Origin of the sequence: Carboxylicivirga longa, assembly GCF_050589825.1 — a bacterium.
Classification (GTDB): domain Bacteria; phylum Bacteroidota; class Bacteroidia; order Bacteroidales; family Marinilabiliaceae; genus Carboxylicivirga; species Carboxylicivirga longa.
The window spans coordinates 94,631-121,295 of sequence record NZ_JBNGOZ010000014.1 but is presented as its reverse complement, the minus strand read 5'-3'; the positions used below and the strand labels follow the sequence as shown (position 1 = coordinate 121,295).

Sequence of the window (26,665 nt, the reverse complement as noted above, 5' to 3'; positions counted from 1 at the left end):
TTTTGTTATACTTTTAAGATAGTAATAATTATCTAGATATCAAAGATATAAGTCAACTTATGAATATCCCTAAATAAGATACTGAAAAAGATCAGGCCGTTCGTTCAGGTATTCTGCTACAAAGCCATACTGTACCATACGCTCCTTGAGCCCATTAAAGTCATCTGGCGTTTGAATCTCAATGCCAATCACCACCGGGCCCATGGCACGTGCGGTTTTCTTTTTATACTCAAAATGTGTGATATCATCAGTGGGGCCCAACACCTTATCCACAAAGGTTTTTAAGGCTCCTGCACGTTGTGGAAAGCGAACAATGAAATAATGCTTCAGCCCCTCGTAGAGGAGGGAACGCTCTTTAATTTCCTCGGTGCGGGTAATGTCATTATTACTGCCGCTTAATATACACACCACATTTTTACCAATGATCTGTTCAGCATAAAAATCAAGAGCGGCAATACTAAGAGCGCCGGCAGGCTCTACTACGATGGCCTCATAGTTATAGAGCTCCAAAATTTTGGTGCATACTTTTCCCTCGGGCACAAGTATAATATCATCGAGTACGCGCTGACAGATGGGTAAGTTAGTTGCCCCTACCCGTTGCACTGCGGCACCATCCACAAACTTATCAATATCCTGCAACTCCACCACTTCTCCCTTTTTCATGGCGGTGTGCATAGCCGGAGCCCCGGCAGGCTCCACACCAATAATCTTGGTATCTGGACTTATCTGTTTTACGTAAGCGCCCAATCCCGAAGCCAGTCCACCACCACCGATGGGTACAAAGATATAGTCGAGCGGCTGATCGGCCTGTTCCATAAGTTCGAGGCCAACCGTAGCCTGCCCCTCAATAATCTGTGGATCGTCAAAGGGATGAATAAAAGTACGTCCCGTGCGTGTACACTCTTGCATAGCGGCGTTATAGGCATCATCGAAGGTATCGCCCTGCAGTACAACTTCCACAAAGCCTTGTCCGAACATTTTTACCTGATTCACCTTTTGCCTTGGTGTGGTGGCCGGCATATAAATATATCCGTTAATACCCAGCTCGCGGCATGAGTAAGCCACACCCTGTGCATGGTTACCAGCACTCGCACACACAATACCCGCAGCCACCTGCTGCTTGGTCAGACTTTTAATCTTATTATAAGCACCCCGAATTTTGTACGAGCGCACCGACAACAGATCCTCTCGCTTGAGGCAAATATTGGCACAGTATTGTTTCGACAAATTAAGATTACGCATCAAAGGCGTTGTCTCCACCACATCGGAGATCGTTTCTTTGGCCTTTTTTACAGCATCAACAGTTGGGTAAAAATCTGCAAAAGCTGCTATTCCGTTTTTCGTTGTCATTTTATTGCTGGTGTATTTTTAACAAAAACCTGTCAGAATTCTATTTCCTGACAGGTTAAGTGCTATTAATTATTCTTGATATAAGCGGCGAGCCAGTCGCCAACTTCCGATGTTTTACAGGCTAATCCTTCTTTGGCGATATCCTCGGTTACCTTGCCTTCATCCAATGATTTAAGCACAGCCTGACGCACTAGTTTGGCCTCTTCCTGCAGATCGAGGGACTCCAGCAACATGGCTGCCGAAAGCACAGTGGCAACAGGGTTGGCAATATCTTTACCGGCTGCCTGCGGATAGGAGCCGTGGATGGGTTCAAAAACAGAGGTGTGCACACCCACCGATGCCGAAGGCAACAAACCCAGAGAACCCGTGATTACTGAGGCCTCATCGCTAATGATGTCACCAAACATATTCTCAGTAACCATCACATCAAATTTTTTGGGCCACTGAATAAGCTGCATGGCGGCATTATCCACAAACATATAATCCACCTCAACATCACTATAATCGGCTTCCATGGCTTGCGCTGTCTCACGCCATAGGCGTGAAGTAGCCAACACATTCGCTTTATCAATCACCGTCAGTCGTCTATCCCGCTTTCCGGCGTAGGAAAAAGCAAGCTTGAGGATACGCTCTATCTCTTCAGTAGTATAAGTACAGGTATCAAAAGCTTTCTTTAAATCTTCCGAACGCCCCTTCTCGCCGAAATAAATACCCCCGGTGAGCTCACGCACCACCACAAAATCAGCACCTTCAACAATATCAGGCCGAAGCGGACTCTTATCTATGAGTGATGGAAAAGTGGTAACCGGACGAATATTGGCATACAGCCCCAACTGCTTGCGCATGGCCAGGAGGCCTTGCTCGGGGCGTACCTTTGCCCTTGGATCATTATCGTATTTAGGATCGCCAATGGCACCAAAAAGCACGGCATCTGATTTCAAACATACTTCATGGGTTTCCTTTGGATAAGGGTTTCCCACCTTGTCGATGGCGGAGGCACCCACAAGAGCATTTGTATAAACTATTTCGTGATTAAACCGGGTGGCCACAGCATCCAAAACCTTCTGTGCTTGTGCCACTATTTCAGGTCCAATGCCATCGCCGGGCAATACTGCTATATTTAGTTTCATTTTTAGATAAAAAATTATTAGACAATAGAGCCTTAGACCCTAATTAAGATATAAGCTAATATCTTATCATCGATCGGTCTCATATCATCCTTCTAGTTTATAATTATCAAATTTCAATTCTCTATCGGGTTAAACGCCTTAACACTACTTTGCACTTCTACCCTTCTACCTTAACATTCTTAGAACCTAACAGCCTTGGCTTCATAAGCTTCCACCTCATCACTCAGACTTAACAAATAATCAATATCGTCATATCCATTTAGGAGGCAGCTCTTTTTATAGGCATTGATTTCAAAGTCTTCCGTTTCGCCAGTGCTGACATTCGTAATGATTTGCTGCTCCAGGTCAATCTTCACTTCAGCTTTATTATCAGCCTCCACAGCTTTAAATAATCCGGCCAAAAAAACTTCAGACACCTGAACAGGCAACACCCCATTATTGAGTGAGTTATTGCGAAAAATATCAGCAAAGAAGCTGGACACTACAGCCCTAAAGCCATACCCGGCAATAGCCCAGGCAGCATGCTCACGACTCGATCCGCTACCAAAGTTTTTCCCGGCCACCAGCACCGAACCACTGTAGTTTGGGTTATTCAGCACAAAATCCGCCTTCGGCTTTCCGTCCTTATCGTAACGCCAGTCGTAAAACAGATTATCACCAAACCCCTCCTTGGTCGTCGCTTTCAGAAAACGAGCCGGAATAATCTGGTCCGTATCCACATTCTCAATGGGCATGGGCACAAACGATGTCTGCACACTTACAAATTTATCTATTGGCATAATTACTCCTCCTGATTAAATGTTAAAGATGGTACGTGGATCCGTTACTACCCCTGTTACAGCAGCAGCAGCTGCCGTTAAAGGGCTGGCTAACATAGTACGTGAGCCCGGTCCCTGGCGTCCTTCGAAATTACGATTTGAAGTGGCCACCGCATATTTACCGGCCGGCACTTTATCATCGTTCATGGCCAGGCAAGCCGAGCAACCCGGCTGACGAAGCTCAAAACCTGCTGCTTCCAGCTGATCCTTTAAACCTTCGGCAATGGCCTGCTTCTCCACCTGCTTACTTCCGGGTACAATCCATGCCGTAACACTTTCGGCTTTTTGCTTCCCTTTAACTGCTTCACAGAAAGCACGCAGATCTTCAATGCGTCCGTTGGTGCAGCTACCCACAAACACATAATCTACTTTTTTACCTTGCAGCTTATCGCCGGCTTCAAAACCCATATACTCCATCGACTTCTGAAAGGATGCCCTTGAGCTTTCGCCAATGGTGTCCAGCCTTGGAATATTTCCGCATACCTTAGCGCCCATGCCCGGATTGGTACCATAGGTAATCATGGGCTCAATATCAGCAGCATCGAAGGTCAACTCTTTATCAAACACTGCATCAGCATCTGTCACCAGGGTTTTCCAATGAGCCAAAGCCTTATCCCACTGCTCGCCCTGTGGCGCCTGCTCGCGCCCTTTCATATAGGCAAAGGTGGTTTCATCAGGTGCGATCATACCGCCACGGGCCCCCATTTCAATACTCATATTACAGACAGTCATACGTGCCTCCATGGACAAGCCACGAATGGCAGAGCCCGCAAACTCAACGAAATAACCCGTTCCGCCAGCCGTTGATATTTTAGAGATGATATAAAGGATAATATCCTTTGAACTAACACCTCTGCCCAGTTCCCCTTCTATGTTGATGCGCATGCTTTTGGGCTTGGGCTGCATAATGCACTGAGTAGCCAGCGCCATCTCCACTTCGCTGGTGCCAATACCAAAGGCAATACTGCCGAAGGCGCCGTGGGTAGAAGTATGACTGTCGCCGCAAACAATGGTCATACCCGGCTGCGTAATGCCCAGCTCAGGACCTACCACGTGCACTATACCATTAAAAGGATGGTTAATGCCGTACATGGTGATGCCATGCTCCTCACAGTTCTTTTTCAGCGTTTCTACCTGATGGCGAGACAGCTCATCCTGAATACTTAAATGCTGATTGATGGTTGGTATATTGTGGTCGGGTGTAGCAACTACCTGCTGTGGACGCGCCACTTTTCCGCCCCGTGCTTTAATACCGCCGAAAGCTTGCGGGCTGGTTACTTCGTGAATAAAGTGACGATCGATGTAAAGGACATTAGGCCCACCTTCAATGCGCTTGACCACATGACTGTCCCATATTTTATCAAATAATGTTTTTCCCATATTATTTAGCTATTAGCTCCTGGCTGTTAGCCGCTCGCTTATTTTTTAGACACTTGACAGTTTCTTCTACCTGTTCACTACTGCCTAATATTGAACTATCCTATTTTCGAAATAGCATCTAAAAAGGCTTCCACCGATGCCGTTATAATATCCACATTAGCAGAAAATCCGTAGTAAGTATGACCTTTATGCTCCACGGTAACATGTACCTTACCCAAATCGTTGCTACCTCTTGTGATGGCTTGAATCAGGAACTCTTCAAGGTGCACCTTGCGTTTCACCAAGGCTTTCACGGCAGTGAAGGCAGCATCGATGGGGCCGTTGCCTGAGGCCGTCTCGGTAAACACATCGCCACTGAAGCTCACAGCTACTGTTGCCGTTGGGATAGTGGAACTTCCGGCAATCACCTGCAAGGACTCCAGCCTAATAGAGCGATCCTGCTTCTCTTTTTCACTGCCGGCCAGTGCTTCCAAATCTTCATCTGCCACATCTTTTTTCTGATCGGCCAGGTCCAGAAACTGCTGATAGATATCGTCCAGCTCATCGCCCACAAAATCGTAGCCCAACACATGCAGACGGTGCTTAAGCGCAGCACGTCCACTGCGCGCTGTCAGTACGATGCTCGATTCCTTGACACCTACATCGGCAGGATCAATAATCTCGTAATTTTCACGATTTTTTAGTACCCCATCCTGATGAATACCCGATGAGTGGGCAAAGGCATTACGTCCCACAATGGCTTTGTTGGCTTGCACAGGCATACGCATCAGGGTAGAAACCAACTTGCTGGATTTCATTATCTGGCGTGTATCAATCTCCGTTTTAAAATCCAGGTTATGGTGCGCCTTCATAGCCATCACCACCTCTTCCAGTGAAGTATTCCCGGCACGCTCGCCCAGGCCGTTTATAGTTACCTCTACTTGACGGGCTCCATTAACAACGCCGGCAAGGGTGTTGGCAGTAGCCATGCCCAAATCGTTGTGACAGTGAGTAGATAAGATGGCCTTATCAACATTGGGTACATGATTCATCAAGTAGGCAATCTTTTCGCCATATTCCTGTGGCAGGCAGTAACCGGTAGTATCCGGAATGTTAATCACAGAGGCACCGGCTGCAATAACCGCTTCTATCACACGTGCCAAATAGGCATTATCCGATCGTCCGGCATCTTCGGCATAAAACTCCACATCCTCAACAAAACGACGGGCGTACTTGACAGCCTCAACGGCGCGCTCCACAATCTCATCTTCGTTGGAATTCAACTTGTATTTTATATGATATGGAGAGGTACCAATACCGGTATGAATACGACCGCGCTTAGCATATTTTAAGGCATCGGCAGCCACCTCAATATCTTTTTTAACGGCTCGCGTCAAGGCACAAATTGTGGGATTAGTCACCGCCTTTGAAATCTCAACTACAGAATTAAAATCGCCGGGACTGGAAATGGGAAATCCAGCTTCGATAACGTCCACGCCGAGCTTCTCGAGCTGACGGGCTACTTCTATTTTCTCAATAGTATTTAACTGGCATCCCGGCACTTGCTCGCCGTCTCGTAATGTAGTATCGAATATATAAACTCTATTATCCATTATTTATCATTTTTATGGTTTTCTGAATTTCCTTTCCCCAGTAAAAGGCTTATTACCAATAGCGGTTAACTAATGGTAAAATCATCGGATGGCAGTAATTTATTGGGGCGCCATCCGATGAATTTTTTATTATTGGTTTTCTGGTCGCAATTTACGCACGGCGGCACCTGCCTGCCACATCTCTGATTCACGCAGCTCTTTCAGCTCTTCTTCCAGCTTCACACGATAGTCGGGCTGACTGTTAGAATCGATGGATCGCTGAGCCTCATTACCCGCAGCCACCTCTGAATATAGTTTTTCAAACACAGGCTTGGTAGCATCGCGGAAAGGCTTCCACCAATCCAAGGCACCACGTTGTGCTGTGGTTGATGTATTGGCATACATCCAGTCCATACCATTCTCGGCCACCAAAGGCATCAGGCTCTGCGTTAACTCCTCCACCGTCTCATTGAAAGCTTCGGATGGAGTATGACCATTGGCACGCAGCACCTCATACTGAGCTGCAAAAATACCCTGAATACATCCCATTAAAGTACCTCGCTCACCGGTGAGGTCGGAGTACACTTCGCGTTTGAAATCTGTTTCGAACAGATAACCCGAACCAACACCAATACCCAATGCGATAACGCGGTCTTTAGCCTTACCTGTAGCATCCTGAAAAATAGCATAGGATGAGTTCAGCCCACGTCCTTCGAGAAACATGCGGCGCAATGAAGTACCGGAGCCCTTGGGGGCTACCAAAATCACATCCACATCGGCTGGCGGTATAATACCCGTACGATCTTTGTAAGTGATGCCAAAGCCATGTGAGAAATAAAGCGCTTTACCCGGCGTTAGGTGCTTCTTTACCGTGTCCCACATCTGAATCTGACCGGCATCAGACAATAGATACTGAATAATTGTTGCTCTCTCAAGCGCTTCTTCTATCTCAAAAAGCGTTTCGCCGGGAACCCATCCGTCAGCAATGGCCTTGTCCCAGGTCTTTGATTCCTTACGCTGACCAACAATTACGTTGAAACCATTATCCTTCAGGTTCAACGACTGTCCGGGACCTTGCACGCCATAGCCGATAACAGCAATCGTTTCGTCTTTTAATACTTCGCGTGCTTTTTCCAAAGGAAACTCTTCCCGCATTACAACGTTTTCTTCAACGCCTCCAAAATTGATTTTTGCCATGATTTTATTTGATTAATGTTTACGTTTTATAGAGACTAGAGCCAGAAATTAGCTACTAGCTATTATCAATTGTTTTTTAATGCCTGGTTACTAATCCAACAGGCTTTTTTCCTTTTCCAGTTTCTTTAGATAATTGGACAGTAACTCATCTTTGAGTTTGGTTACGGCTATGCGGCCTGAACGAACGAACTGCTGTACCCCAAAATGATCGAGTTTATCAAACAACTCCTGCGTTTCGCGTTTATGCCCTGTTTTCTCAATAATGGTGTATTCTTTGGTCACCTCCAGAATACGCGCCCCATACTGGCGCACAAGTCTTTCTATCTCATTACCATTCAACAAGGCCTCCGTTTTTACTTTATATAAAGCCACTTCCTGATGCACAATTTCATCGGCCGTAAACACATAAGCCTTGATCACATCAATACGTTTCTCAATTTGCAAAAGCAATTTATTGACTTGTTCGCGGGATGTAAATACCACAATGGTAAATTTATGAATACCGGGAATGGCTGACTCTGAAGTGGTCAGGCTCTCAATATTAATATGCCGGCGCGTAAATACGGTGGTCACCTGATTTAAGAGGCCAACATGGTTCTCTGAGTATATGGATAAGGTAAATTCTTGTTTCATTGTTTCTTTTTTTAGATTTAGAGACATCTAGGATCTCGACTTATAGACAATTCTTTCTGACTTACTTCTTAATGTCTAATGATCTAACAATCTATTATCTACTTTATTCAAGACGAATATCAGATACCGAAGCTCCCGCGGGTACCATAGGAAATACGTTACCTTCCTTTTCCACCACTACTTCCAGCAGATAAGCACCCTTATGCTGTGCCATACGCTCAACGGCAGCATCCATATCTTCGCGATCGCTTACCTTTTCTCCGGCAATACCGTACCCTCGGGCAATGGTTTGAAAATCAGGATTCACCAGTTCAGTTGAGGCGTATCGACGATCGAAAAATAACTCCTGCCACTGACGCACCATCCCCAAAAAATTATTGTTCAGCAGGATAATCTTCACATCAGCCTGTGTTTGAAAAATGGTTCCCAGCTCCTGAATAGTCATTTGAAAACCACCATCGCCCACGAACAAACACACCGGACGGTGGGGCTGCCCCAGCTTAGCGCCCAGGGCCGCGGGCAGTCCAAAACCCATGGTACCCAGCCCACCCGAAGTTACCACGCTGCGCGTCTGCTTAAATTTGAAGTAACGATTGGCAATCATCTGGTGTTGACCCACATCGGTAACCACAATAGCATCATCATCATATTTCTCGGTTACCCTGCGAACCACCTCACCCATGGTTAAACCTTCTTTGACCGGGTGCAACTCGGGTTGAATAATCTTCTGTTCCTCAATCTTATCGCAGGCCTTAAACTCAGCCAACCACTCCTCATGCTGGTTATCTGATACCATGCTGGTTATCATCGGCAGCGATTCTTTCACATCACCCAAAACAGGTACATCGGCATAGATGATTTTATTGATTTCAGCCGGATCAATCTCCAGATGAACCACTTTCGCATTCGTTGCATATTTCTGCACATTGCCTGTCACCCGGTCATCAAAGCGCATGCCGATAGCAATGATCAAATCTGCCTCATTGGTTTTTACATTAGGACCATAATGTCCATGCATACCTAACATACCCACATTCTGCTCAAAATCAGAAGGCATTGCCGACAAACCCAGTAAAGTCCAAGCTGCCGGAATCCCGGTTTTTGTCAGAAATTCCATCAGCTCGCTCTCAGCTCCACCTAACACAACACCCTGTCCAACCAAGGCCATGGGTTTCTTTGCCAGATTAATCAAACGCACCGCTTCAGCCACCTTGTCTTTGTCCACTGCTGTTTTGGGCGTGTAGCTACGCACTTTTTTAGTGGGTTTATACTCAAAATCAAACTGGGCGAACTGGGCATCTTTGGTAATATCAATTAATACCGGTCCGGGGCGTCCCGAACGAGCAATATAAAAAGCTTTGGCGATGGCCTCCGGTATCTCTTCCGGCCTTTTAACCTGATAATTCCATTTGGTGATGGGCTGGGTAATACCCACGACATCCGTCTCTTGAAAAGCATCAGTCCCCAAGAGGGCAGAACCCACCTGACCGCTGATCACCACCAGGGGTGTCGAATCCACCATGGCGTCGGCAATGCCGGTAACTGCATTGGTAGCACCCGGTCCACTCGTAACAAAGCAAACGCCAACTTTGCCGGTGACGCGGGCATAACCCTGTGCCGCATGAACAGCTCCTTGCTCATGACGTGTTAGAATGTGATTCAGCTTATCCTGATAGTGGTACAGTGCATCATATACAGGCATTATTGCACCACCCGGATAGCCAAATAAAAGATCTACTCCTTCATGCAATAAGGACTGCATTAAAGCTTCGGAGCCACTCATCCGTTTCCTGGTCGTTTCTTTGGCTTCCATGGTTGTTTGCGTTTGTGTTTCCATTTTTTCAAAGCTACTGGCCGCTAGCATCTAGCTTCTAGCGTGTGCCATTATGGTTATTGTTTCGCTCATCATGCCCTGAGGCTATTATCTAGTTTCGAGCCTCTGGCAGCCTACTAATCAATCAATCTTACAGCGCCCTGATCAGCCGCACTAACAAGGCTGGCATAGGCTCTGAGCGCTTTTGATACATATCGTTCGCGATGAACCGGCTTAAAGGCCTCATCGCCTTTTTCTAACTCGGCCTTTCGACGTTGCGCCAGCTCCTCATCACTGACTAAAAGTTCAATCTTACGGCCGGGTATATCTATTAGTATCGGATCGCCATTCTGCACCAGAGCTATGTTACCGCCTCCGGCTGCCTCCGGCGAAACGTGTCCGATGGACAAGCCGGAAGTACCCCCGGAAAAGCGCCCATCGGTTAACAGGGCACAGGCCTTACCCAAGTGCTTTGACTTAAGGTAGGAGGTAGGATACAACATTTCTTGCATGCCCGGTCCGCCTTTGGGTCCCTCATAACGGATGATTACCACATCGCCGGCCTGCACCTCATTCGATAGTATACCCTCGCATGCCGCATCCTGCGACTCATACACACGCGCCTTACCACGGAAGGTAAAAATGGATTCATCCACACCTGCCGTTTTAACGATACAGCCTTTCTCCGCCAGATTACCAAATAACACGGCCAGTCCACCATCTTGAAAGTAAGCTCCTTCAACACTTCTAATGCAGCCCTTCATACGGTCCTGATCCAGCGCCGCATATTTCGTTTTTTGTGAACCCATGGTGAGATTAAACATGCCGGCCGGTGCACTCGTGTAGACCTCTTTGGCTTCGTTGCTAATCGATTCCGACATCACATCATAGGCCGCCAGTGCTTCTTTCAGGCTCGGGTAATCCACACGACTAACATCTGTATGCAATAGACCACCCCGGTTTAACTCCGCCAGGATACCCATGATACCCCCGGCCCGATTGACATCTTCGATATGGTAATGCGAATTGGGTGCCACCTTACACAAAACGGGCGTATTACGCGACAAACGATCGATATCATCCATGGTGAAATTAACACCAGCCTCGTGAGCGATGGCCAATATATGCAACACCGTATTGGTGGAGCCTCCCATGGCAATATCCAAGGTCATAGCATTTTCAAAAGCCTTAAAAGAGGCTATTGAACGCGGCAATACCGATTTATCGCCTTCTCCATAATAACGATGGGTGATGTCAACAATAAAATCAGCAGCCTTTTCGAACAGACGCTTACGGTTAACATGTGTTGCCACAATGGTACCATTGCCGGGCAAAGCCAGTCCTATCGCCTCATTCAGGCAATTCATTGAATTGGCAGTGAACATACCCGAACAGGATCCGCAGGTTGGACATGCGTTACGCTCTACCTCATCCACTTGATCATCCGACACGTTATCGTCGGCGGCCATTACCATAGCATCCACCAAATCCAGGGCTTTACCACCGGCTTTACCGGCCTCCATGGGTCCACCTGACACAAAAACAGTGGGAATATTTAAGCGCATGGCAGCCATTAACATACCTGGTGTAATCTTATCACAATTACTGATACAAACCATGGCATCTACCTTATGTGCATTCACCATATACTCAACACTGTCAGCAATAATATCACGCGAAGGCAGAGAGTACAACATACCGTCGTGCCCCATGGCAATACCATCATCAATGGCAATGGTATTAAACTCAGCCGCAAAACATCCATTGGCCTCAATTCGCTGTTTCACCATCTGTCCAATGTCATGCAAATGCACGTGACCCGGCACAAACTGCGTAAATGAGTTAACCACTGCAATAACAGGTTTTCCAAAATGATGCTCCTTCATACCGTTGGCACGCCAAAGACTTCGAGCCCCCGCCATTCGCCGTCCCTGAGTTGATGTTGCACTTCGTAATGTTATTTTCATGTATTTTTTATTTTCATAGCTCACACGAAACTTAATCCTACAGATGTGAGCTTTTTGCTCAAACTTCGTTTCATGCTTGTTAAGTTAATATCCATAAAAAAAGCCTTTCTCGTTATGTGAGAAAGGCTTTCGTAATCGTCTATTCGTTGACTTATCTATACAGCATTCTCACTCCTCTAGGTTCTAATAATGACCACGAGAATAATAATAATGTTGAGAATGAGTGATAGATTAAATTTCATACTGGAAATATCTAAGTATTTTATCTTTTTTGTGCCTGTTTCATGAAAGATCGACACATTGCTCTGCTTTTTTACATTAGCAAATGTAGGATTGATTTTTTAAACACCAAAAAAATAGTTAGAAAAATGCAAAAATAATTTACGATTAGTATTTCTACAGGCTTATTATCTTATTGTTTTTAATATTTTCCCATATAAAAAAGTTCGTTCGAAAAATAAGATAATTTACAAACCACCTTTTAATGATGCTAAACTTTAATTCACAGGGCATTACATTGTAGTTAATCAGGGAAAACTACACCCATTAATTGCAAGTTCAAAACGGTGATGTATTATTGTGCAATAGTATCGGTGTTAAGTGCCAGAAAATCTTCAAAAACCTGATTGATAGCCTCCATCATCTTATAATCATCAAGGTCAGGATTAATGCGATGCTTTGTACGCAGAAACACCATAAAATCATCAAGTTTCTCCCCCTCTAGCTTCGTCAGGTACTGCATGTTTTCACGCGAAGTCATCTCGCGAAAGCGCTCATATTTTTTTTCATTGGCCTGAAAAGCAGCATATTTCCTTTCTGCCCTCGTTTGTGCACTACCAAAACCAACACCTACCCCAAAAGTATTCGACTTCTCTTTTATGGCTCTCCTGATTTCGCGCATATCAATAGTTATCGGCATGCCGATACTTTTATCGGGCATCATATCCATATTAGCAATTGCATGCTTGAACGAGGCATAGGACTTAAACATCAATACATCTACCGACCCCAGTTCGTACGTTTTTTCCTGCACTATCCACAAAAGTGTATCATTGAGCATGGCCTCATTAACCCTAAGTATGGCCGTTTCATAACCCAAGCTACGGAAGAAAATTGTATCGTTGAGGTTCGTCGACATTTTAAACATACCTGCATCATCTGTTTCTTTGCCCAATCCTGTATAGCTATTAGCCACAAAGGCGAACGGCACAGGTGTAATACTATCCTGCTTCACTACTTTTGCTACCAGCAGATGTGACTTCACCTCATCCTGTGCATGCAAGCCCATCAGCCCCATCAGAAACAGCATACTCCCAAGTATTGTAATTTTCATATCCTACCAATTCAATGTACTCTCTGCGATATTCTCATTCAAATTTTCATCAATAAACAGGTTCAAGTTACTATTTCTGCCAGTGGGGCTGTTATTTTTTCAACAAACGACCGAATAATTAACAGCTTTTAACAGCTAAAAACTAAATCGTTAAAACAAAAGCTCATCCCGAATTTTTATAGGAATAATATAGTAATAGCTCTATTTTTGCTTGACAACATAATACGCAGGTTGCTGTTTTATTTTGGAGTGATAAGAAACACTTCGGTAGAAAATGAAGCAGTGCAAGCCCATAGAAAAGCAATAGTAACAATAATAAAATAGAATCAAATGAACGATTTAAAAAACATAATTGAAAAAGCATGGGACGATCGTTCTATGCTGAATGAAGCGTCTACGGTGGAAGCCATTAAAACAGTGGTTGAGAAGCTTGATAAGGGTGAACTGCGTGTGGCTACACCCAATGGCGATGAGTGGATTGTTAATGAGTGGGTTAAAAAAGCTGTTATCTTATATTTTCCAACGCAGCAGATGGAAACTATAGAGGTAGGGCCATTTGAGTTTCATGATAAAATTGCCCTCAAGAAAGACTATGCAGCTCAGGGTGTTCGTGTAGTACCCCATGCTGTTGCCCGTTATGGTGCATTTCTTGAGGCCGGCGTTGTAATGATGCCTTCATACGTTAATATGGGTGCCTATGTATCAGGCGGTACCATGGTAGACACCTGGGCTACTGTTGGCAGCTGTGCTCAGATTGGTAAAAATGTTCACCTTAGTGGTGGTGTGGGCATTGGTGGCGTATTGGAACCCGTTCAGGCAGCCCCTGTTATTATCGAAGACGATGCCTTTATCGGATCGCGATGCATTGTGGTGGAAGGCGTGCGCGTAGGTAAGGAAGCTGTACTGGGCGCTAACGTTGTATTAACGGCATCTACAAAAATAATTGATGTAAGCGGGGAGGAGCCCATAGAGTATAAAGGATATGTTCCTCCACGATCGGTGGTAATACCGGGCAGCATCACCAAGAAATTTCCGGCCGGTGAATATCAGGTACCTGCCGCCCTCATTATTGGTCAACGCAAAGAGTCAACCGATAAGAAAACATCGCTTAACGATGCACTGCGCGATAATAATGTAGCGGTTTAAGGCGTAATGCTGTAATTAAAAATACTACATATCATCAAAGCCATTGGATTATCATTCGGTGGCTTTTCTTATTTTTACAAAAAAACAAATTATCATGCACGACGACTTGAAACAAGCACTCGAGGTACTGCGCAATGGAGGCATTATTCTATACCCCACTGACACAATATGGGGCATTGGCTGTGATGCCACAAATGCCGATGCGGTGAAACGCATTTATGAGTTGAAACAACGAGCCGACTCAAAAAGCATGTTAGTATTAATGGATAATACTGCCAAGCTGGCCGGCTATATTAACGACATACCTGAGGTAGCCTACGATATGGCCGAATTAAGCACCAAGCCCCTTACCATCATTTACGACGATGCCAAAAACCTGGCTCCCAACTTACTTGCCGAAGATGGCAGCGTAGGTATCCGCATCAGCAACGAGGAATTCTCAAAGCAGCTATGCGCCCGCTTTAAAAAGCCCATAGTATCCACCTCGGCCAACATCAGTGGCACACCTTCTCCCAAAAATTTTGATGCCATCAGCGATGAGGTGAAAAAAGGCGTGGACTACATTGTAAAATATCGTCAGGAGGAGACCGACAATCCGGCACCATCAAGCATTATTAAACTCACCAAAGATGGTCAGGTAAGCGTAATCAGAGAATAATAAAAAGAGCGCACTTCCCTATCTTTTTCATTCAACAGCAAAGCCGGAACTTTAACAGTGAGGCGGTTACTAAAAATTGGTCATTGCAATGCGCTTGACCCATAGCTAAATTTATATGCAAAAAACAACATTCAAACATAGCACACCGGTTCAAATCCGATTTAATGACATCGATGGTCTGGGCCATGTTAACAACACCACCATACAAGAGTATTTCGACCTGGGACGTATGTATTATTTGACCCAAGTGCTTGGCAAGTCCATCTTCAAAAACGATGAGACACTGATTGTGGTGAATATCAACACCGACTTTATGATACCCGTTTACCTAAAAGATAATTTATGTGTTAAGACGAGTATTACCAAATTGGGTACTAAAAGTCTACAAATGGTGCAGGAACTGGTATGTAGCGACTCACAAATCGTAAAAGCAGCCTGCAAGTCAGTAATGGTAGCCTTCAACAAAAAAACAGAAGAAGGTTTGGAACTGCTTCCGCAGTGGCGCGAAGTCATTGGTAAATTCGAGGAAACTAAACTGTAAATATCAAAAACCTGAACCGAACCAAACTCTTTTTAATCAATACTTAAGGTGCTTTGATTATTGAACACGCCATAGGCATGCTTATGGTAATACCAAAACAGAACCTGCCAATAACACTGTAAACTCTTTATCAGAACGATGATTAATGAGTATAATATGCTGACTGCTAAATCAAACCTTCAGGCAAATCAAACATCACAATTTGTTGCTCATCATCGATGCCGGCAATAAAATGATCCACAATGGGAATCAATAACTCACGGCCATTATGGTCTATCTCAAACAGAGGATTCTTTGAAATATTTTGCACGGCCACAATCTTACCCATCATGCCATGTCCTGCCACCTGACAACGATAACCCACCAGCTGATAGGCAGAAAACTGTGCGGCTTCATCAGAAGACTCTTCCTGCCCCTCCTTCTTCACATAAACGGGAGCATCAAGCACACGTGCAGCACTTGCATCATCAGATAATTGTTCCAGCTTCACCAGCACATCCGACTGCTTCTTCTCACGAGCAACTTCCAGATAAAAAGGCACCAAACCCCCATCCAGATCCAGGTAGAGAAACTCGGTAAGCATATCGTCAATCGTAAATTCATCGAACAAACGAACCACAACCTCGCCAACAATGCCGTGTGTTTTAGCTACAAAGCCAATTTGAATACAAGTGTGCTTTTCTATCATTGCCATTAGTTTGCTGCAAAGGTAGTAAAAAGCTAACAGCAGCTATCAACTAGTCAGGACTCACTTTCTACGATTATACAAAAAGGCACGCCAGCGTTCTTCGGGCAACTGAGCTTCTTCCATGGCAGCTCGCGAGAGGCTAAAAAACAAATCGGATAAGCGATTAACAAAAAACAGGATTGAACGATCGACCGGGTGGGTACGGTGGAGCGCAGTTAGTTTACGCTCTCCTTTACGCAGCTGCGTGCGTACAACGTGGCACAGGGCAGCTATTTCGTTTCCTCCGGGCAATACAAAATGATCAGACCGCGTACTCAGACTACTTTCCAGTTCATCAATCCATTTTTCGCAATAGCGATCCATATCCCCAGGTAAGGGCAAAGTATTTTTGTCTTTAAACTCAGGTGGAGTAGCCAGATGGCTCATGGTATTCATCAGCTCTACCTGAATTAAGTGCAGCCGATCCTGCCATTCGTGGTCGGGCGCCAACTTGGTGCGCAAAAGCCCTACAAAAGAATTTACTTCATCAAAAGTACCATAGGCATCCACCCGAATATCATCTTTATCAACACGTATGCCCCCTAGTAAATCTGTCTGTCCCCGGTCGCCGGTTTTTGTATATATCTTCATCTTGTTATTTTAATCATTTGCAGGTGCAACCATTGCTTTACACCCAAATCATACTTTTCAAGATAAACAACAAGCCCCCTAAATGGTTCTGAAAGCAGCAGGTTTGAATAGATAGTAACAAAACATTATGTCGCACGGCTTGTTTAGCCTTTACAAAACTGTACAAGCATGAATAAGCTGTCCGATATCAGACGTGAATACACCAAAAACACCCTATCGAAAGAATTATTAGACGCTAACCCGCACCGACAATTTGAGCGCTGGATGGAAGAAGCCCTTGCGGCCGGCAGCCCCGAACCAACGGCTATGACACTGGCCACAGTGGATGCACAAGGAATGCCCAACTGCCGCGTAGTATTGTTAAAAGAGGTGAGCCCTAATGGTTTTGTCTTTTTCACTAATTACAACAGCACCAAGGGTCGCGAACTGAATGACAAAGCCATGGCAGCCATGAATTTTTTCTGGCCTGAAGTAGAACGTCAGGTGCGAATCAGGGGGTGCATCAAACGCACGACAAGCGATCAATCAGATGCATATTTTCAAACGCGTCCGCGCGCCAGTCAGCTGGGCGCCTTGGCCTCGGACCAAAGCAGCGTTGTGGAGAATGGAAAAGCCTTAAGCGATAGATTCAATGCCCTGGAGCAGCAGTTCAACAACCGTGATATACCGCGCCCGGCACATTGGGGAGGATTTATATTAAGCCCTGTCAGCATCGAGTTTTGGCAGGGTCGTGCAAATCGCATGCACGATCGCTTTCAATATACTTTAAAAGAGGGGCAATGGGTGATTGAACAGCTCGCGCCCTAACATCTTGCCATTATGATTCGCGCGTCAGGTCATGGAAAAGATGCTCAAGGTTGTGCTCACTACGATTCATCGCCAGGATATAAAGCTTGTTTTGAACGGCATAATCAAAAAGCTGGCGGCGCACATCTCCTTTGGCCTGCACCTGATAGGTGGCTACATCGCTTTGCTCTACCTTCACCACACCATCAATGCCCTGCAAGCTTGCGATATCTGCGGGAGCGCTAAACTCAAGCTCCACAGTAACAAGATCATTGGAAGCTCGCAACAGCGAAAGGTCGGTGGAAGGATGATCGAGGACCAACTCACCGCGGTTCAGAATCATCACGCGCTCGCAAATGGCCTCTACCTCTTGCATAATGTGGGTACTCAGCATCACCGTCTTGTGCTGTCCAACGGTCTTGATCAGTTCGCGTATCTCCAATATCTGGTTCGGGTCGAGCCCTGTGGTAGGTTCATCCAAAATCAGCACCTCCGGATCATGTATCAGAGACTGTGCCAGCCCAACACGCTGTCGATAACCTTTTGACAAAGCCCCTATTTTCTTATTCTGCTCGGCACTTAAGCCAATCATCTTAACCATATCAGAAACACGATCGCGTCGATCACTCAGGCTATAAAGCTGAGCAACCATCAGCAAATATTCCCGCACGTACATATCTAGATATAAAGGATTGTGTTCTGGCAGATAGCCAATCTTACGCCGAAAAGATTCATTGTAGTCACTGCTATTTATATCACAAACTCTTACCTCACCCGATGATTGGGGCAGTAGTCCGGTAATAATCTTCATCATGGTTGATTTACCGGCACCATTGGGTCCGAGAAACCCCACAATCTCACCCGATGAAATAGAGAAAGAAACACCCTTTAAAGCTTGCTGCTGACCATACGACTTAACAACCTCGTTCACTACAATCGACATACCTTATTTTTTGAAATCAAAAGTACAAAAACTTATCATTTAACACAGTGCTGTCAAAAGACAGGACAGACCCATTTAAAATTCAACCACGCTGTGCTTGTTAATCATATCTGGAATCATGCACCCATAGCGCATCATCCACAAATATCATTCACGCCTCAACAATATTGACTATTTTTGCATTTATTTCATCGTACCAATACGCGAGCATTATGTCACACGAACCATTATACTGCGAGGATTTATTCAACTATCATCGCAACCCAACGCACACTGTTAAAGTGGGTAACAAAGCCATTGGTGGTGATAGCCCCATACAAATTCAATCAATGACCACCACCAATTCGCAGGATGCGGAAGCCACAGCCGATCAGGTGATGCGCATATGCGATGCGGGCGCTGATATTGTGCGCATTACTACCCAGGGACGCACGGAAGCTCACACCCTGGCACAGGTTAAGACCATAATACGCAATAAAGGCTATGAACAACCGCTGGTTGCTGATATCCATTTTAACCCCAATGCAGCTATGATTGCCGCTGCTAACGTTGAAAAAGTGCGCATTAATCCGGGCAATTTTGCAGGAGGTGCTAAAAAATTCAGACTCGATTATACCAACCAACAGTACCAGGACGAGTTAGCATCATCGAAGGAAAAGCTTAATGACTTCCTGTCGGTGTGTAAACAACATGGCACAGCCATAAGGGTAGGTACTAACCATGGTTCTCTATCCGACCGTATTATGAGCCGCCACGGCGACACACCACAGGGCATGGTTGAGGCTTGCATGGAATACCTGCGCATGTGCGAAGAGTTGGATTTTCATGATATCGTACTCAGCATCAAAGCCAGTAATACCCGCATAATGGTGCATACCGTGCGCTTGCTTGTAGTTGCCATGAAAAAAGAAGGCATGAGCTACCCTCTTCATCTGGGGGTTACCGAAGCAGGGAGTGATGATGAGGGGCGCATTAAATCAGCCGTGGGGTCTGGAGCCTTACTCGTGGATGGTCTGGGCGATACACTACGTGTTTCCCTAACCGAAGATCCGGAAAAAGAAGTACCGGTGGCCGCTAAGCTGGTTAACTACATCAGTAGCAGAGCCGGTCACCCTGCCATAGAGCCCGTTGAAGTAAGCCACTACACACCCTATATCTACAACCGACGCAAAACGCATGCCGTACTGAACATTGGCGGCACCTATCCCCCCGTAGTCATTGCCAAAGCCACAGATAAGTTTATTGGGAAAGGTGGGGAACAGCCCGACTACCTGATGATAGAGTCGCCCGATGATATTAAAAATCACTACCAAAAATATTTAATCCCCTTTGCGGCCTGGAAAACAGCCAACACCTCGCAACACACAGTACCCATCCTATCCACCCGCGAGTTTGTTGATACACCGGAGTTGCCCAAATACTGCTTCTTAGCTGTTTCAAACACTGAATTAGATGAAGCAGTAATCAATAAGCTTCGCGATCATAATAATGTGATTATTCTATTGCAAGCCGAACATATTAACCGACCTGTATCACAGCGTACGCTCATCTTTAAGTTGAATAAGGCCGGCTTAACACATCCTGTAGTGCTTCACAATGCCTACAAAGAAGATGACACTGAAGACTTCCAGATCAAAACGGCTGCCGATGCAGGCATATTGTTTTTAGACGGCTTGGTCGATGGTTTGTTTCTGGAGAACGAAGGCTCCATCAGTCATCAGGAACTGGTAAATACCTCCTTTGTAATACTACAATCGTCAAGGGTACGCTTTACAAAAACAGAATTCATCTCATGCCCCGGCTGTGGTCGCACATTATTTGACCTCCAGACCACTACACGCGAAGTAAAAGCACGCACCTCTCACCTGAAAGGCCTGAAGATAGCTGTGATGGGCTGCGTGGTGAATGGTGTGGGTGAGATGGCCGATGCTGATTACGGCTACATAGGCTCGGGTCCGCATACCGTTAGCTTGTTTAAAAAGCGTGAAATGATACGACGCAACCTACCTCACGACAGAGCGGTGGAAGCACTGATCGATTTGATAAAAGAGAATGGCGACTGGATTGAACCAACAAGACGCAAGTAAGTTAGTCTCAAAAAAATACACGATAATGGATTTTTACCATCATTCGGAATGATTTTTTTGCTAAATGGGTCTATTTTTATAAATTGCGTTTCCCAATATTTTAACTAATCGAGTCTAGCCTAAATGAAACGGATTTCTATACTATTTTTTGCCATGCTTCTGGCCCTTGCGAGTGCCACGGCCGGCGAAATTGAGCTAAGAGGAACATTTCAGGGAGAAAACCTGTATGTTAAAAACCCATTTGCAGCCTCCGGTGTCGGTTTCTGTGTCTATGAAGTAACCGTTAACGGGCAGACCACAACTGACGAAATTAACTCAAGTGCCTTTGAGGTAGATTTAAACGTTTTTCAGTTTACCGTAGGTCAGCCTTTAGTGGTGAGCATTAAGCATAAAGAAGGATGTACTCCTAAAGTTCTCAATCCGGAAGTACTGAACGCGCGAGCTACCTTTGAGATTGCCGCCCTTGCGGTAAATAAGGATCAAATACAATGGACCACCGCTAAGGAATCCGGATCGCTGCCTTTCATCGTAGAGCAATACCGCTGGAATAAATGGGTGAAAGTAGGTGAAGTAGAAGGAAACGGAACCAATAAAGCCAACAAGTATTCACTTACCATTCGCAAACACAGTGGTGAAAATAAGTTTCGTATTAAGCAGGTTGACTACAGGAATAAGCCCCGCTATTCCGACGAAATAAAAAGCATCTCGACAAAAGCTGACGTTAACTTTAGCCCAAGCCGCGTTGATGACCGTATCACATTTTCAGCTCCTACCCTTTACGAGATCTACGACGAATACGGCGGCATCGTATTTAAAGGTTATGGCGAAGAGGTAAATGTGACCGGCATTGAAAAAGGCCGTTATTACATTAATTACGACAATAAAATGGATCGATTCACAAAGAAATAAACTTGATTGTACAGTGTGATAAGAAGGTGATTCGTAAGAGTCACCTTTTTTAGTGGTAATTAACACGAAAAACAGTTAATTCGCTTGCATTTAGGCAAGGAGTTAGCATTCAATAAAAACAAATCATTAATTTTGCAAGTCTGAATATAAATAGAAATAAAAATGGAACAGATTCGTCGAACAAAAATTGTAGAGCTGCTACAAAGCACAGCATTTGGAGCACAAGTGAATGTGAAAGGTTGGGTAAGAACCAAGCGCGGTAACAAGCAAGTAAATTTTATTGCCTTGAATGACGGATCGTGTATTCATAATATACAGATTGTGGCTGATGTGGCTTCTTTTGATGAGGCACTGCTGCGCCGCATCACTACCGGAGCCGCTGTTTCTATCAATGGTGAAATCACCGAGTCGAGCGGCAGCGGACAAAAGGTAGAGATACTGGCCAAAGAGATGGAGGTAATGGGCGACTGCGATGTGGATAAATACCCCATTCAACCCAAAAAACACACCCTCGAATTTCTGCGCGAGAATGCACACCTGCGCTTTCGCACCAATACCTTTGGTGCCATTGCCCGCATTCGTCATGCCATGATATTTGCCGTGCACGAGTTTTACACCAAAAAAGGTTTTGTTAACATACACACCCCCATTATTACCGCCTCGGATGCCGAGGGTGCCGGTGAGATGTTTAAAGTAAGCACGCTGGATTACGATAACCTACCCCGCACCGAAGAAGGCGCCATTGATTACTCACAGGACTTCTTTGGAAAGGCAACGAACCTAACGGTTTCAGGACAGTTAGAAGGCGAGCTGGCAGCACTGGCAATGGGCGAAATATATACCTTTGGTCCCACCTTCCGTGCCGAGAACTCCAATACATCGCGTCACCTGGCCGAGTTCTGGATGATTGAACCGGAGATGGCTTTCTACGACCTTGATGACAATATGGATCTGGCCGAGGAATTCTTAAAATACCTCATCCAATACGCGCTGAACAACTGCATGGATGACCTACAGTTCTTGAGCAAACGCCTTCAGGAAGAGGAAAAAAATAAGAAAGCCGATGAACGCTCAATGGAATTGATTGAGAAGCTACAGTTTGTGCTGAGCAATGATTTTATTCGCTTGCCTTACACCGAGGCCATTGAGATACTGCGTAACTCTAAGCCCAATAAAAAGGGTAAATTCAAATATCCTATCGATGGCTTTGGCAGCGACCTGCAATCAGAGCATGAGCGCTACCTGGTAGAAAAGCACTTTAAAAAGCCGGTGATATTAACCGATTATCCTAAAGACATCAAGGCTTTCTACATGAAACAGAATGATGATGGTAAAACGGTGCGCGCCATGGATGTACTGTTCCCACAAATTGGCGAAATCATTGGTGGATCGCAACGAGAGGAGGATTACGATAAGCTGGTAACGCGCATGAAGGAAATGGATGTGCCCCATGAAGAAATGTGGTGGTATCTGGATACCCGCCGTTTTGGCTCAGTAGTTCACAGTGGATTTGGCTTGGGCTTCGAGCGCCTGATGCTATTCGTTACCGGAATGGGCAATATCCGCGACGTGATACCATTCCCACGTGCCCCCAAAACAGCTGAATTTTAAACCTATGTGTATTTTAAAATAGTATTATGCCGATCTTCTTCGAGGGTCGGCATTTTTTTACTCCAAAAACTCTTGGAAAAAGCTTTTCCCTAAATTCCAACCATATCATGATAGGCTAAAACACACAGTAACACCTCCATATGCCCCTGCGGATAAAAAAACCATGCTATCTGTCGCTTTTGATTAATAAATCTTAATTTTGTTGGAGACACACGCAGCATAGAAAGGCGTGACGGATTGTTAAGATTGAAGCGATAGGGATGTTAAAACAGAGTTTACAACAAAAGCTATTACAAAAACTATCACCATTACAGATACAGGTGATCAAGCTGTTGGAGATACCAACCGCTCAGTTGGAACAGCGCATAAAAAAAGAACTGGAAGAAAACCCGGTATTGGAGCTGGAACGCGAACAGCAGGATCCTGACAAAGATGAATCGGACGCTCCGGAAACAAAAGAAGAGCGCGACGAGCTATCCATTGATGAATACATCAACAATGAGGATATTCCGGCCTATAAATTGCAGGCGCGTAACTTCTCAAAAGACGACAAGCACGAAGATATTCCCTTCTCAACAGGTGCTACCTTTCATGAGCACTTAACGGCTCAGCTCGGCTTACGCATACTAAATGACCAACAGCGTAATATCGCAGAGTATATCATTGGCAATGTGGATGAAGATGGTTACCTGCGTCGCGAGATAGATGCTATAATCGACGATTTAGCATTTACCCAAAATATTGAAATTGATGAACGGGAAGCCCTCGACGTACTGGATATAGTTCAAGACTTTGACCCACCGGGGGTGGCAGCCCGTGACCTGCAGGAATGCCTGCTACTGCAGATTAGACGTAAAGATCGTAGCTATCCTGACATAGAAAATGCCTATCAGATATTACGCTATCACTTTGATGAATTCACGCGCAAGCACTACGATAAAATTGCCAAGCGCCTCCACATTGAAGAAGATGAGCTAAAGGATGCGCTGGCTGAGATATTAAAACTCAATCCGAAGCCCGGAAGCTCCTACAGCAACCCCATGAGCAAAACGGTACAACATATTATACCGGATTTTATTCTTGAAATTGAGGACGAGCAGTTTCAGCTCAGCCTCAACAACCGAAATGTACCCGAGTTGCGCATCAGCAACACTTATTCGGACATGTTGCAGGACTACAGTACCAACAAGAAAAATCAAACAAAGGATAAGAAGGATGCCGTCCTTTTTGTGAAGCAAAAACTCGATTCAGCCAAGTGGTTTATCGATGCCATCAAGCAACGACAAAATACACTTACAACAGTGATGAATGCCATCCTGAATTATCAGCACGACTACTTTCTCGAAGGCGATGAAACAAAGTTAAAGCCGATGATCCTGAAAGATATAGCGGAGCGAACCAACCTGGACATCTCAACCATATCGCGAGTGTCCAACAGTAAATACATCCAAACGCATTTTGGTATTTTCCCACTCAAGTACTTCTTCTCGGAAGGGATGCAAACAGAATCGGGCGAGGAGGTTAGTACGCGCGAAATAAAAAAGATACTGGAAGAGTGTATCGCTAATGAAGACAAGCGCAAGCCTTTGACGGATGATAAGCTGGCGGCCATTCTAAAAGAGAAATCGTACAACATTGCCCGTCGCACAGTGGCTAAATACCGCGAGCAGTTAAACATACCGGTTGCCCGTTTAAGAAAAGAACTTTAAAACTTAATGAAGTCGAATCATTTAGGCTTCTTACACAAGCACAGAGAAATGGCGCCGAACCATCAACGTTTGGCGCACTTTTTTTTTACCACTGGCACTGAAGACCATTTATTTTAAGAACACCATGCACATTTTATCAAAAATCCTTTCCACCCTATTTCACCCCATGATGATACCCACTCTTGGGCTCTTTATTATTTTTAATGTGGGCGGCCATTATGCCTATCTGCCAGTGGATCATAAACGTGTTGTTTACCTTATTGTGCTGTTAAGCACCTGTATACTGCCCCTTAGCCTCATACCCCTGTTTATGTTAACAGGCGTCATTAAAAGCATATACATGAAAACGCGCAAGGAGCGTATTCTGCCAACTACCTTAACCGGTATTTTTTATTGCCTGGGATACTTCTTCCTCAGCCGTATCAACATCGTACCCTCTTTTATTAATGGCTTTATGCTGGCTACCATTGTTACTATTGCAGTAGCTCTTATCATTACCCTTTTTTGGAAGATTAGCATGCACATGATTGGTATTGGCGGCTTAACGGGGGCTATCCTGGCGCTTGCTATTCGCTTTGGTATAGATGCCTGGATGATCTTTTCAGCTGTACTCCTTATCTCCGGCCTTCTGGGTAGCTCCCGACTATACCTTAATGCGCATACCACGGCTCAGGTACATGTTGGCTATCTGCTGGGCGCTGTGCTTGTTTTCTGGGGAGTGTTGCAGTAGATGGTTTTACCGCCACCCTTAACACAATGGAAGTAGCTCCAAGGGAACCAATTTTAAAACATGCAGGAGAGGCTGAAAATGTGCAAAGCTCAAAGGTGTCGCCCCGCATCGTACCCAAAAGACATGGAAGCCCTAAGGGCAAAGTAATAAAAAACAAAAAGCCACCCCGAGGGATGGCTTTCGCTTATCTTTTGAAAAAGATCGGAGTGAGTTACTCAGCAGCAGGCTCTTCAGTACCTTCTTCAGCACCTTCAGCCGGAGCTTCCTCACCTGCAGCCTCAGCAGCAGCAGCTTTGGCAGCAGCCTCAGCTTCAGCAGCCAGTTCAGCTTTCTTAGCAGCAAGAGCTTCAGCTCTCTCAGAATTGATCTTAGCTTCCTGCTCTAAACGCTCTTTAGAAGCGTCGGCTTTAGCACCTGCTAATTGATCTTTCTTCGCCTGAATCTTACCTTCTTTTTCAGACAACCAAGCGTTGAAACGCTTTTCTGCCTCTGCCTCATCAAAAGCACCTTTTTTAACACCTTCAAGCAAGTGCTTCTTCATCATCACACCTTTGTACGAAAGAATCGCACGGGCAGTGTCTGTTGGCTGAGCACCCTTGCCTAACCAAGTAAGGGCTTTGTCAAAGTTCAAATTAATTGTAGCAGGATTGGTGTTCGGGTTGTAAGAACCAATTCTTTCAATGAACTTACCATCGCGTGGTGCCCTGCTATCTGCTACTACAATGTGGTAGTATGCATACCTTTTACGTCCGTGACGTGCCAGTCTAATTTTTACAGGCATAGTATTACGTTTTATTAATTAAACAATTGCAAAAACTCGTTTTGCGGGTGCAAAGATAGAGCATTAATTGTTATCTAACAACAGGTTGCATCTTAATATTTTTATTAAACCACTATAAGAATAACGAATTGGAAATATGCAAAATAATAAACACAGAGACACAAAAGCACAGAGTTATTCAAGAATATGTACCAAAAGACTCTGCGTCTCGGCGCCTCTGTGTTGAGATTTATTTTTTGATACTGTGCTTTTCT

23 protein-coding genes are annotated in these 26,665 nt (G+C 45.0%); 9 read left to right on the top strand and 14 right to left on the bottom strand.

Going from position 1 to position 26,665, the window contains the following annotated elements:
* Positions 1-69 precede the first annotated feature (69 nt).
* The 10 genes from ilvA to ACRD7A_RS13175 all read right to left on the bottom strand — a co-directional run bounded on the left by ilvA (position 70) and on the right by ACRD7A_RS13175 (position 13,192).
* Positions 70-1,350 carry a threonine ammonia-lyase gene (gene ilvA / locus ACRD7A_RS13220; protein ID WP_430811560.1) on the bottom strand — a complete coding sequence of 427 codons (1,281 nt, stop codon included), beginning with the start codon at positions 1,348-1,350 and terminating at the stop codon, positions 70-72.
* 65 nt (positions 1,351-1,415) lie between these two features.
* Positions 1,416-2,480 carry a 3-isopropylmalate dehydrogenase gene (gene leuB / locus ACRD7A_RS13215; protein WP_430811559.1) on the bottom strand — a complete coding sequence of 355 codons (1,065 nt, stop codon included), beginning with the start codon at positions 2,478-2,480 and terminating at the stop codon, positions 1,416-1,418.
* Between the two features lie 179 nt (positions 2,481-2,659).
* Complete coding sequence (gene leuD, locus ACRD7A_RS13210; RefSeq protein ID WP_430811558.1) at positions 2,660-3,259, bottom strand: 3-isopropylmalate dehydratase small subunit; 600 nt, start codon at positions 3,257-3,259, stop codon at positions 2,660-2,662.
* Positions 3,260-3,274: 15 nt separating this feature from the next.
* Positions 3,275-4,678: a 3-isopropylmalate dehydratase large subunit gene (gene leuC, locus ACRD7A_RS13205; protein ID WP_430811557.1), complete on the bottom strand. Its 1,404-nt coding sequence runs from the start codon at positions 4,676-4,678 to the stop codon at positions 3,275-3,277.
* A gap of 95 nt (positions 4,679-4,773) precedes the next feature.
* Positions 4,774-6,270 carry a 2-isopropylmalate synthase gene (locus ACRD7A_RS13200; RefSeq protein ID WP_430811556.1) on the bottom strand — a complete coding sequence of 499 codons (1,497 nt, stop codon included), beginning with the start codon at positions 6,268-6,270 and terminating at the stop codon, positions 4,774-4,776.
* A 129-nt stretch (positions 6,271-6,399) separates the two neighbouring features.
* Positions 6,400-7,446, bottom strand: a complete 1,047-nt coding sequence (gene ilvC / locus ACRD7A_RS13195; RefSeq protein ID WP_430811555.1) for a ketol-acid reductoisomerase — start codon at positions 7,444-7,446, stop codon at positions 6,400-6,402.
* Positions 7,447-7,536: 90 nt separating this feature from the next.
* Complete coding sequence (gene ilvN, locus ACRD7A_RS13190) at positions 7,537-8,079, bottom strand: acetolactate synthase small subunit (RefSeq protein WP_430811554.1); 543 nt, start codon at positions 8,077-8,079, stop codon at positions 7,537-7,539.
* Between the two features lie 103 nt (positions 8,080-8,182).
* On the bottom strand, positions 8,183-9,916 hold the full coding sequence (gene ilvB, locus ACRD7A_RS13185) for a biosynthetic-type acetolactate synthase large subunit (protein WP_430811553.1): 1,734 nt from the start codon (positions 9,914-9,916) through the stop codon (positions 8,183-8,185).
* A gap of 113 nt (positions 9,917-10,029) precedes the next feature.
* Entirely contained in the window at positions 10,030-11,859 is a 1,830-nt protein-coding gene (gene ilvD, locus ACRD7A_RS13180) for a dihydroxy-acid dehydratase (protein ID WP_430811552.1), read from the bottom strand.
* A 574-nt stretch (positions 11,860-12,433) separates the two neighbouring features.
* Positions 12,434-13,192: a hypothetical protein gene (locus ACRD7A_RS13175; RefSeq protein WP_430811551.1), complete on the bottom strand. Its 759-nt coding sequence runs from the start codon at positions 13,190-13,192 to the stop codon at positions 12,434-12,436.
* Between the two features lie 330 nt (positions 13,193-13,522).
* On the opposite strand from ACRD7A_RS13175, the gene ACRD7A_RS13170 reads away from it, so the two are divergent.
* The 3 genes from ACRD7A_RS13170 to ACRD7A_RS13160 all read left to right on the top strand — a co-directional run bounded on the left by ACRD7A_RS13170 (position 13,523) and on the right by ACRD7A_RS13160 (position 15,537).
* Positions 13,523-14,338, top strand: a complete 816-nt coding sequence (locus ACRD7A_RS13170) for a 2,3,4,5-tetrahydropyridine-2,6-dicarboxylate N-succinyltransferase (RefSeq protein WP_430811550.1) — start codon at positions 13,523-13,525, stop codon at positions 14,336-14,338.
* 94 nt (positions 14,339-14,432) lie between these two features.
* Positions 14,433-14,996: an L-threonylcarbamoyladenylate synthase gene (locus tag ACRD7A_RS13165; protein WP_430811549.1), complete on the top strand. Its 564-nt coding sequence runs from the start codon at positions 14,433-14,435 to the stop codon at positions 14,994-14,996.
* Between the two features lie 115 nt (positions 14,997-15,111).
* Positions 15,112-15,537, top strand: a complete 426-nt coding sequence (locus tag ACRD7A_RS13160) for an acyl-CoA thioesterase (protein ID WP_430811548.1) — start codon at positions 15,112-15,114, stop codon at positions 15,535-15,537.
* 166 nt (positions 15,538-15,703) lie between these two features.
* On the opposite strand, the gene rimM is transcribed toward ACRD7A_RS13160, so the two are convergent.
* Together rimM and ACRD7A_RS13150 are read right to left on the bottom strand one after the other, a co-directional pair.
* Complete coding sequence (gene rimM, locus ACRD7A_RS13155) at positions 15,704-16,225, bottom strand: ribosome maturation factor RimM (protein ID WP_430811547.1); 522 nt, start codon at positions 16,223-16,225, stop codon at positions 15,704-15,706.
* Between the two features lie 60 nt (positions 16,226-16,285).
* On the bottom strand, positions 16,286-16,855 hold the full coding sequence (locus ACRD7A_RS13150) for a cob(I)yrinic acid a,c-diamide adenosyltransferase (protein WP_430811546.1): 570 nt from the start codon (positions 16,853-16,855) through the stop codon (positions 16,286-16,288).
* Positions 16,856-17,023: 168 nt separating this feature from the next.
* Between ACRD7A_RS13150 and pdxH the strand changes: the two genes are divergently transcribed.
* Positions 17,024-17,662, top strand: coding sequence for a pyridoxamine 5'-phosphate oxidase (gene pdxH / locus ACRD7A_RS13145; RefSeq protein ID WP_430811545.1), 639 nt, complete (start codon positions 17,024-17,026; stop codon positions 17,660-17,662).
* Positions 17,663-17,672: 10 nt separating this feature from the next.
* On the opposite strand, the gene ACRD7A_RS13140 is transcribed toward pdxH, so the two are convergent.
* Positions 17,673-18,584, bottom strand: coding sequence for an ATP-binding cassette domain-containing protein (locus ACRD7A_RS13140; RefSeq protein WP_430811544.1), 912 nt, complete (start codon positions 18,582-18,584; stop codon positions 17,673-17,675).
* Positions 18,585-18,796: 212 nt separating this feature from the next.
* Here ACRD7A_RS13140 and ispG point away from each other — a divergent pair, with 212 nt between their 5' ends.
* From ispG to ACRD7A_RS13115, 5 genes are all read left to right on the top strand, one after another.
* Positions 18,797-20,671 (top strand): (E)-4-hydroxy-3-methylbut-2-enyl-diphosphate synthase, encoded by a 1,875-nt coding sequence (ispG, locus tag ACRD7A_RS13135; protein WP_430811543.1) that lies wholly within the window; start codon positions 18,797-18,799, stop codon positions 20,669-20,671.
* Between the two features lie 123 nt (positions 20,672-20,794).
* Complete coding sequence (locus ACRD7A_RS13130) at positions 20,795-21,580, top strand: hypothetical protein (RefSeq protein ID WP_430811542.1); 786 nt, start codon at positions 20,795-20,797, stop codon at positions 21,578-21,580.
* 162 nt (positions 21,581-21,742) lie between these two features.
* The gene (gene asnS, locus ACRD7A_RS13125; RefSeq protein ID WP_430811541.1) at positions 21,743-23,191 is read left to right on the top strand and encodes an asparagine--tRNA ligase; all 1,449 of its coding nucleotides are present in this window, start codon (positions 21,743-21,745) and stop codon (positions 23,189-23,191) included.
* A 260-nt stretch (positions 23,192-23,451) separates the two neighbouring features.
* Positions 23,452-24,900, top strand: a complete 1,449-nt coding sequence (gene rpoN, locus ACRD7A_RS13120; RefSeq protein WP_430811540.1) for an RNA polymerase factor sigma-54 — start codon at positions 23,452-23,454, stop codon at positions 24,898-24,900.
* A gap of 124 nt (positions 24,901-25,024) precedes the next feature.
* Positions 25,025-25,630: a PAP2 family protein gene (locus ACRD7A_RS13115; RefSeq protein ID WP_430811539.1), complete on the top strand. Its 606-nt coding sequence runs from the start codon at positions 25,025-25,027 to the stop codon at positions 25,628-25,630.
* A gap of 211 nt (positions 25,631-25,841) precedes the next feature.
* On the opposite strand, the gene ACRD7A_RS13110 is transcribed toward ACRD7A_RS13115, so the two are convergent.
* Positions 25,842-26,411 carry a 30S ribosomal protein S16 gene (locus ACRD7A_RS13110; protein WP_430811538.1) on the bottom strand — a complete coding sequence of 190 codons (570 nt, stop codon included), beginning with the start codon at positions 26,409-26,411 and terminating at the stop codon, positions 25,842-25,844.
* Positions 26,412-26,665: the final 254 nt, after the last annotated feature.

Bases quoted from the DNA above. Each gene is read 5' to 3' on its own strand.
- ilvA (WP_430811560.1), bottom strand. From the start codon at position 1,350: ATGACAACGAAAAACGGAATAGCAGCTTTTGCAGATTTTTACCCAACT.
- leuB (WP_430811559.1), bottom strand. From the start codon at position 2,480: ATGAAACTAAATATAGCAGTATTGCCCGGCGATGGCATTGGACCTGAA.
- leuD (WP_430811558.1), bottom strand. From the start codon at position 3,259: ATGCCAATAGATAAATTTGTAAGTGTGCAGACATCGTTTGTGCCCATG.
- leuC (WP_430811557.1), bottom strand. From the start codon at position 4,678: ATGGGAAAAACATTATTTGATAAAATATGGGACAGTCATGTGGTCAAG.
- ACRD7A_RS13200 (WP_430811556.1), bottom strand. From the start codon at position 6,270: ATGGATAATAGAGTTTATATATTCGATACTACATTACGAGACGGCGAG.
- ilvC (WP_430811555.1), bottom strand. From the start codon at position 7,446: ATGGCAAAAATCAATTTTGGAGGCGTTGAAGAAAACGTTGTAATGCGG.
- ilvN (WP_430811554.1), bottom strand. From the start codon at position 8,079: ATGAAACAAGAATTTACCTTATCCATATACTCAGAGAACCATGTTGGC.
- ilvB (WP_430811553.1), bottom strand. From the start codon at position 9,916: ATGGAAACACAAACGCAAACAACCATGGAAGCCAAAGAAACGACCAGG.
- ilvD (WP_430811552.1), bottom strand. From the start codon at position 11,859: ATGAAAATAACATTACGAAGTGCAACATCAACTCAGGGACGGCGAATG.
- ACRD7A_RS13175 (WP_430811551.1), bottom strand. From the start codon at position 13,192: ATGAAAATTACAATACTTGGGAGTATGCTGTTTCTGATGGGGCTGATG.
- ACRD7A_RS13170 (WP_430811550.1), top strand. From the start codon at position 13,523: ATGAACGATTTAAAAAACATAATTGAAAAAGCATGGGACGATCGTTCT.
- ACRD7A_RS13165 (WP_430811549.1), top strand. From the start codon at position 14,433: ATGCACGACGACTTGAAACAAGCACTCGAGGTACTGCGCAATGGAGGC.
- ACRD7A_RS13160 (WP_430811548.1), top strand. From the start codon at position 15,112: ATGCAAAAAACAACATTCAAACATAGCACACCGGTTCAAATCCGATTT.
- rimM (WP_430811547.1), bottom strand. From the start codon at position 16,225: ATGATAGAAAAGCACACTTGTATTCAAATTGGCTTTGTAGCTAAAACA.
- ACRD7A_RS13150 (WP_430811546.1), bottom strand. From the start codon at position 16,855: ATGAAGATATATACAAAAACCGGCGACCGGGGACAGACAGATTTACTA.
- pdxH (WP_430811545.1), top strand. From the start codon at position 17,024: ATGAATAAGCTGTCCGATATCAGACGTGAATACACCAAAAACACCCTA.
- ACRD7A_RS13140 (WP_430811544.1), bottom strand. From the start codon at position 18,584: ATGTCGATTGTAGTGAACGAGGTTGTTAAGTCGTATGGTCAGCAGCAA.
- ispG (WP_430811543.1), top strand. From the start codon at position 18,797: ATGTCACACGAACCATTATACTGCGAGGATTTATTCAACTATCATCGC.
- ACRD7A_RS13130 (WP_430811542.1), top strand. From the start codon at position 20,795: ATGAAACGGATTTCTATACTATTTTTTGCCATGCTTCTGGCCCTTGCG.
- asnS (WP_430811541.1), top strand. From the start codon at position 21,743: ATGGAACAGATTCGTCGAACAAAAATTGTAGAGCTGCTACAAAGCACA.
- rpoN (WP_430811540.1), top strand. From the start codon at position 23,452: ATGTTAAAACAGAGTTTACAACAAAAGCTATTACAAAAACTATCACCA.
- ACRD7A_RS13115 (WP_430811539.1), top strand. From the start codon at position 25,025: ATGCACATTTTATCAAAAATCCTTTCCACCCTATTTCACCCCATGATG.
- ACRD7A_RS13110 (WP_430811538.1), bottom strand. From the start codon at position 26,411: ATGCCTGTAAAAATTAGACTGGCACGTCACGGACGTAAAAGGTATGCA.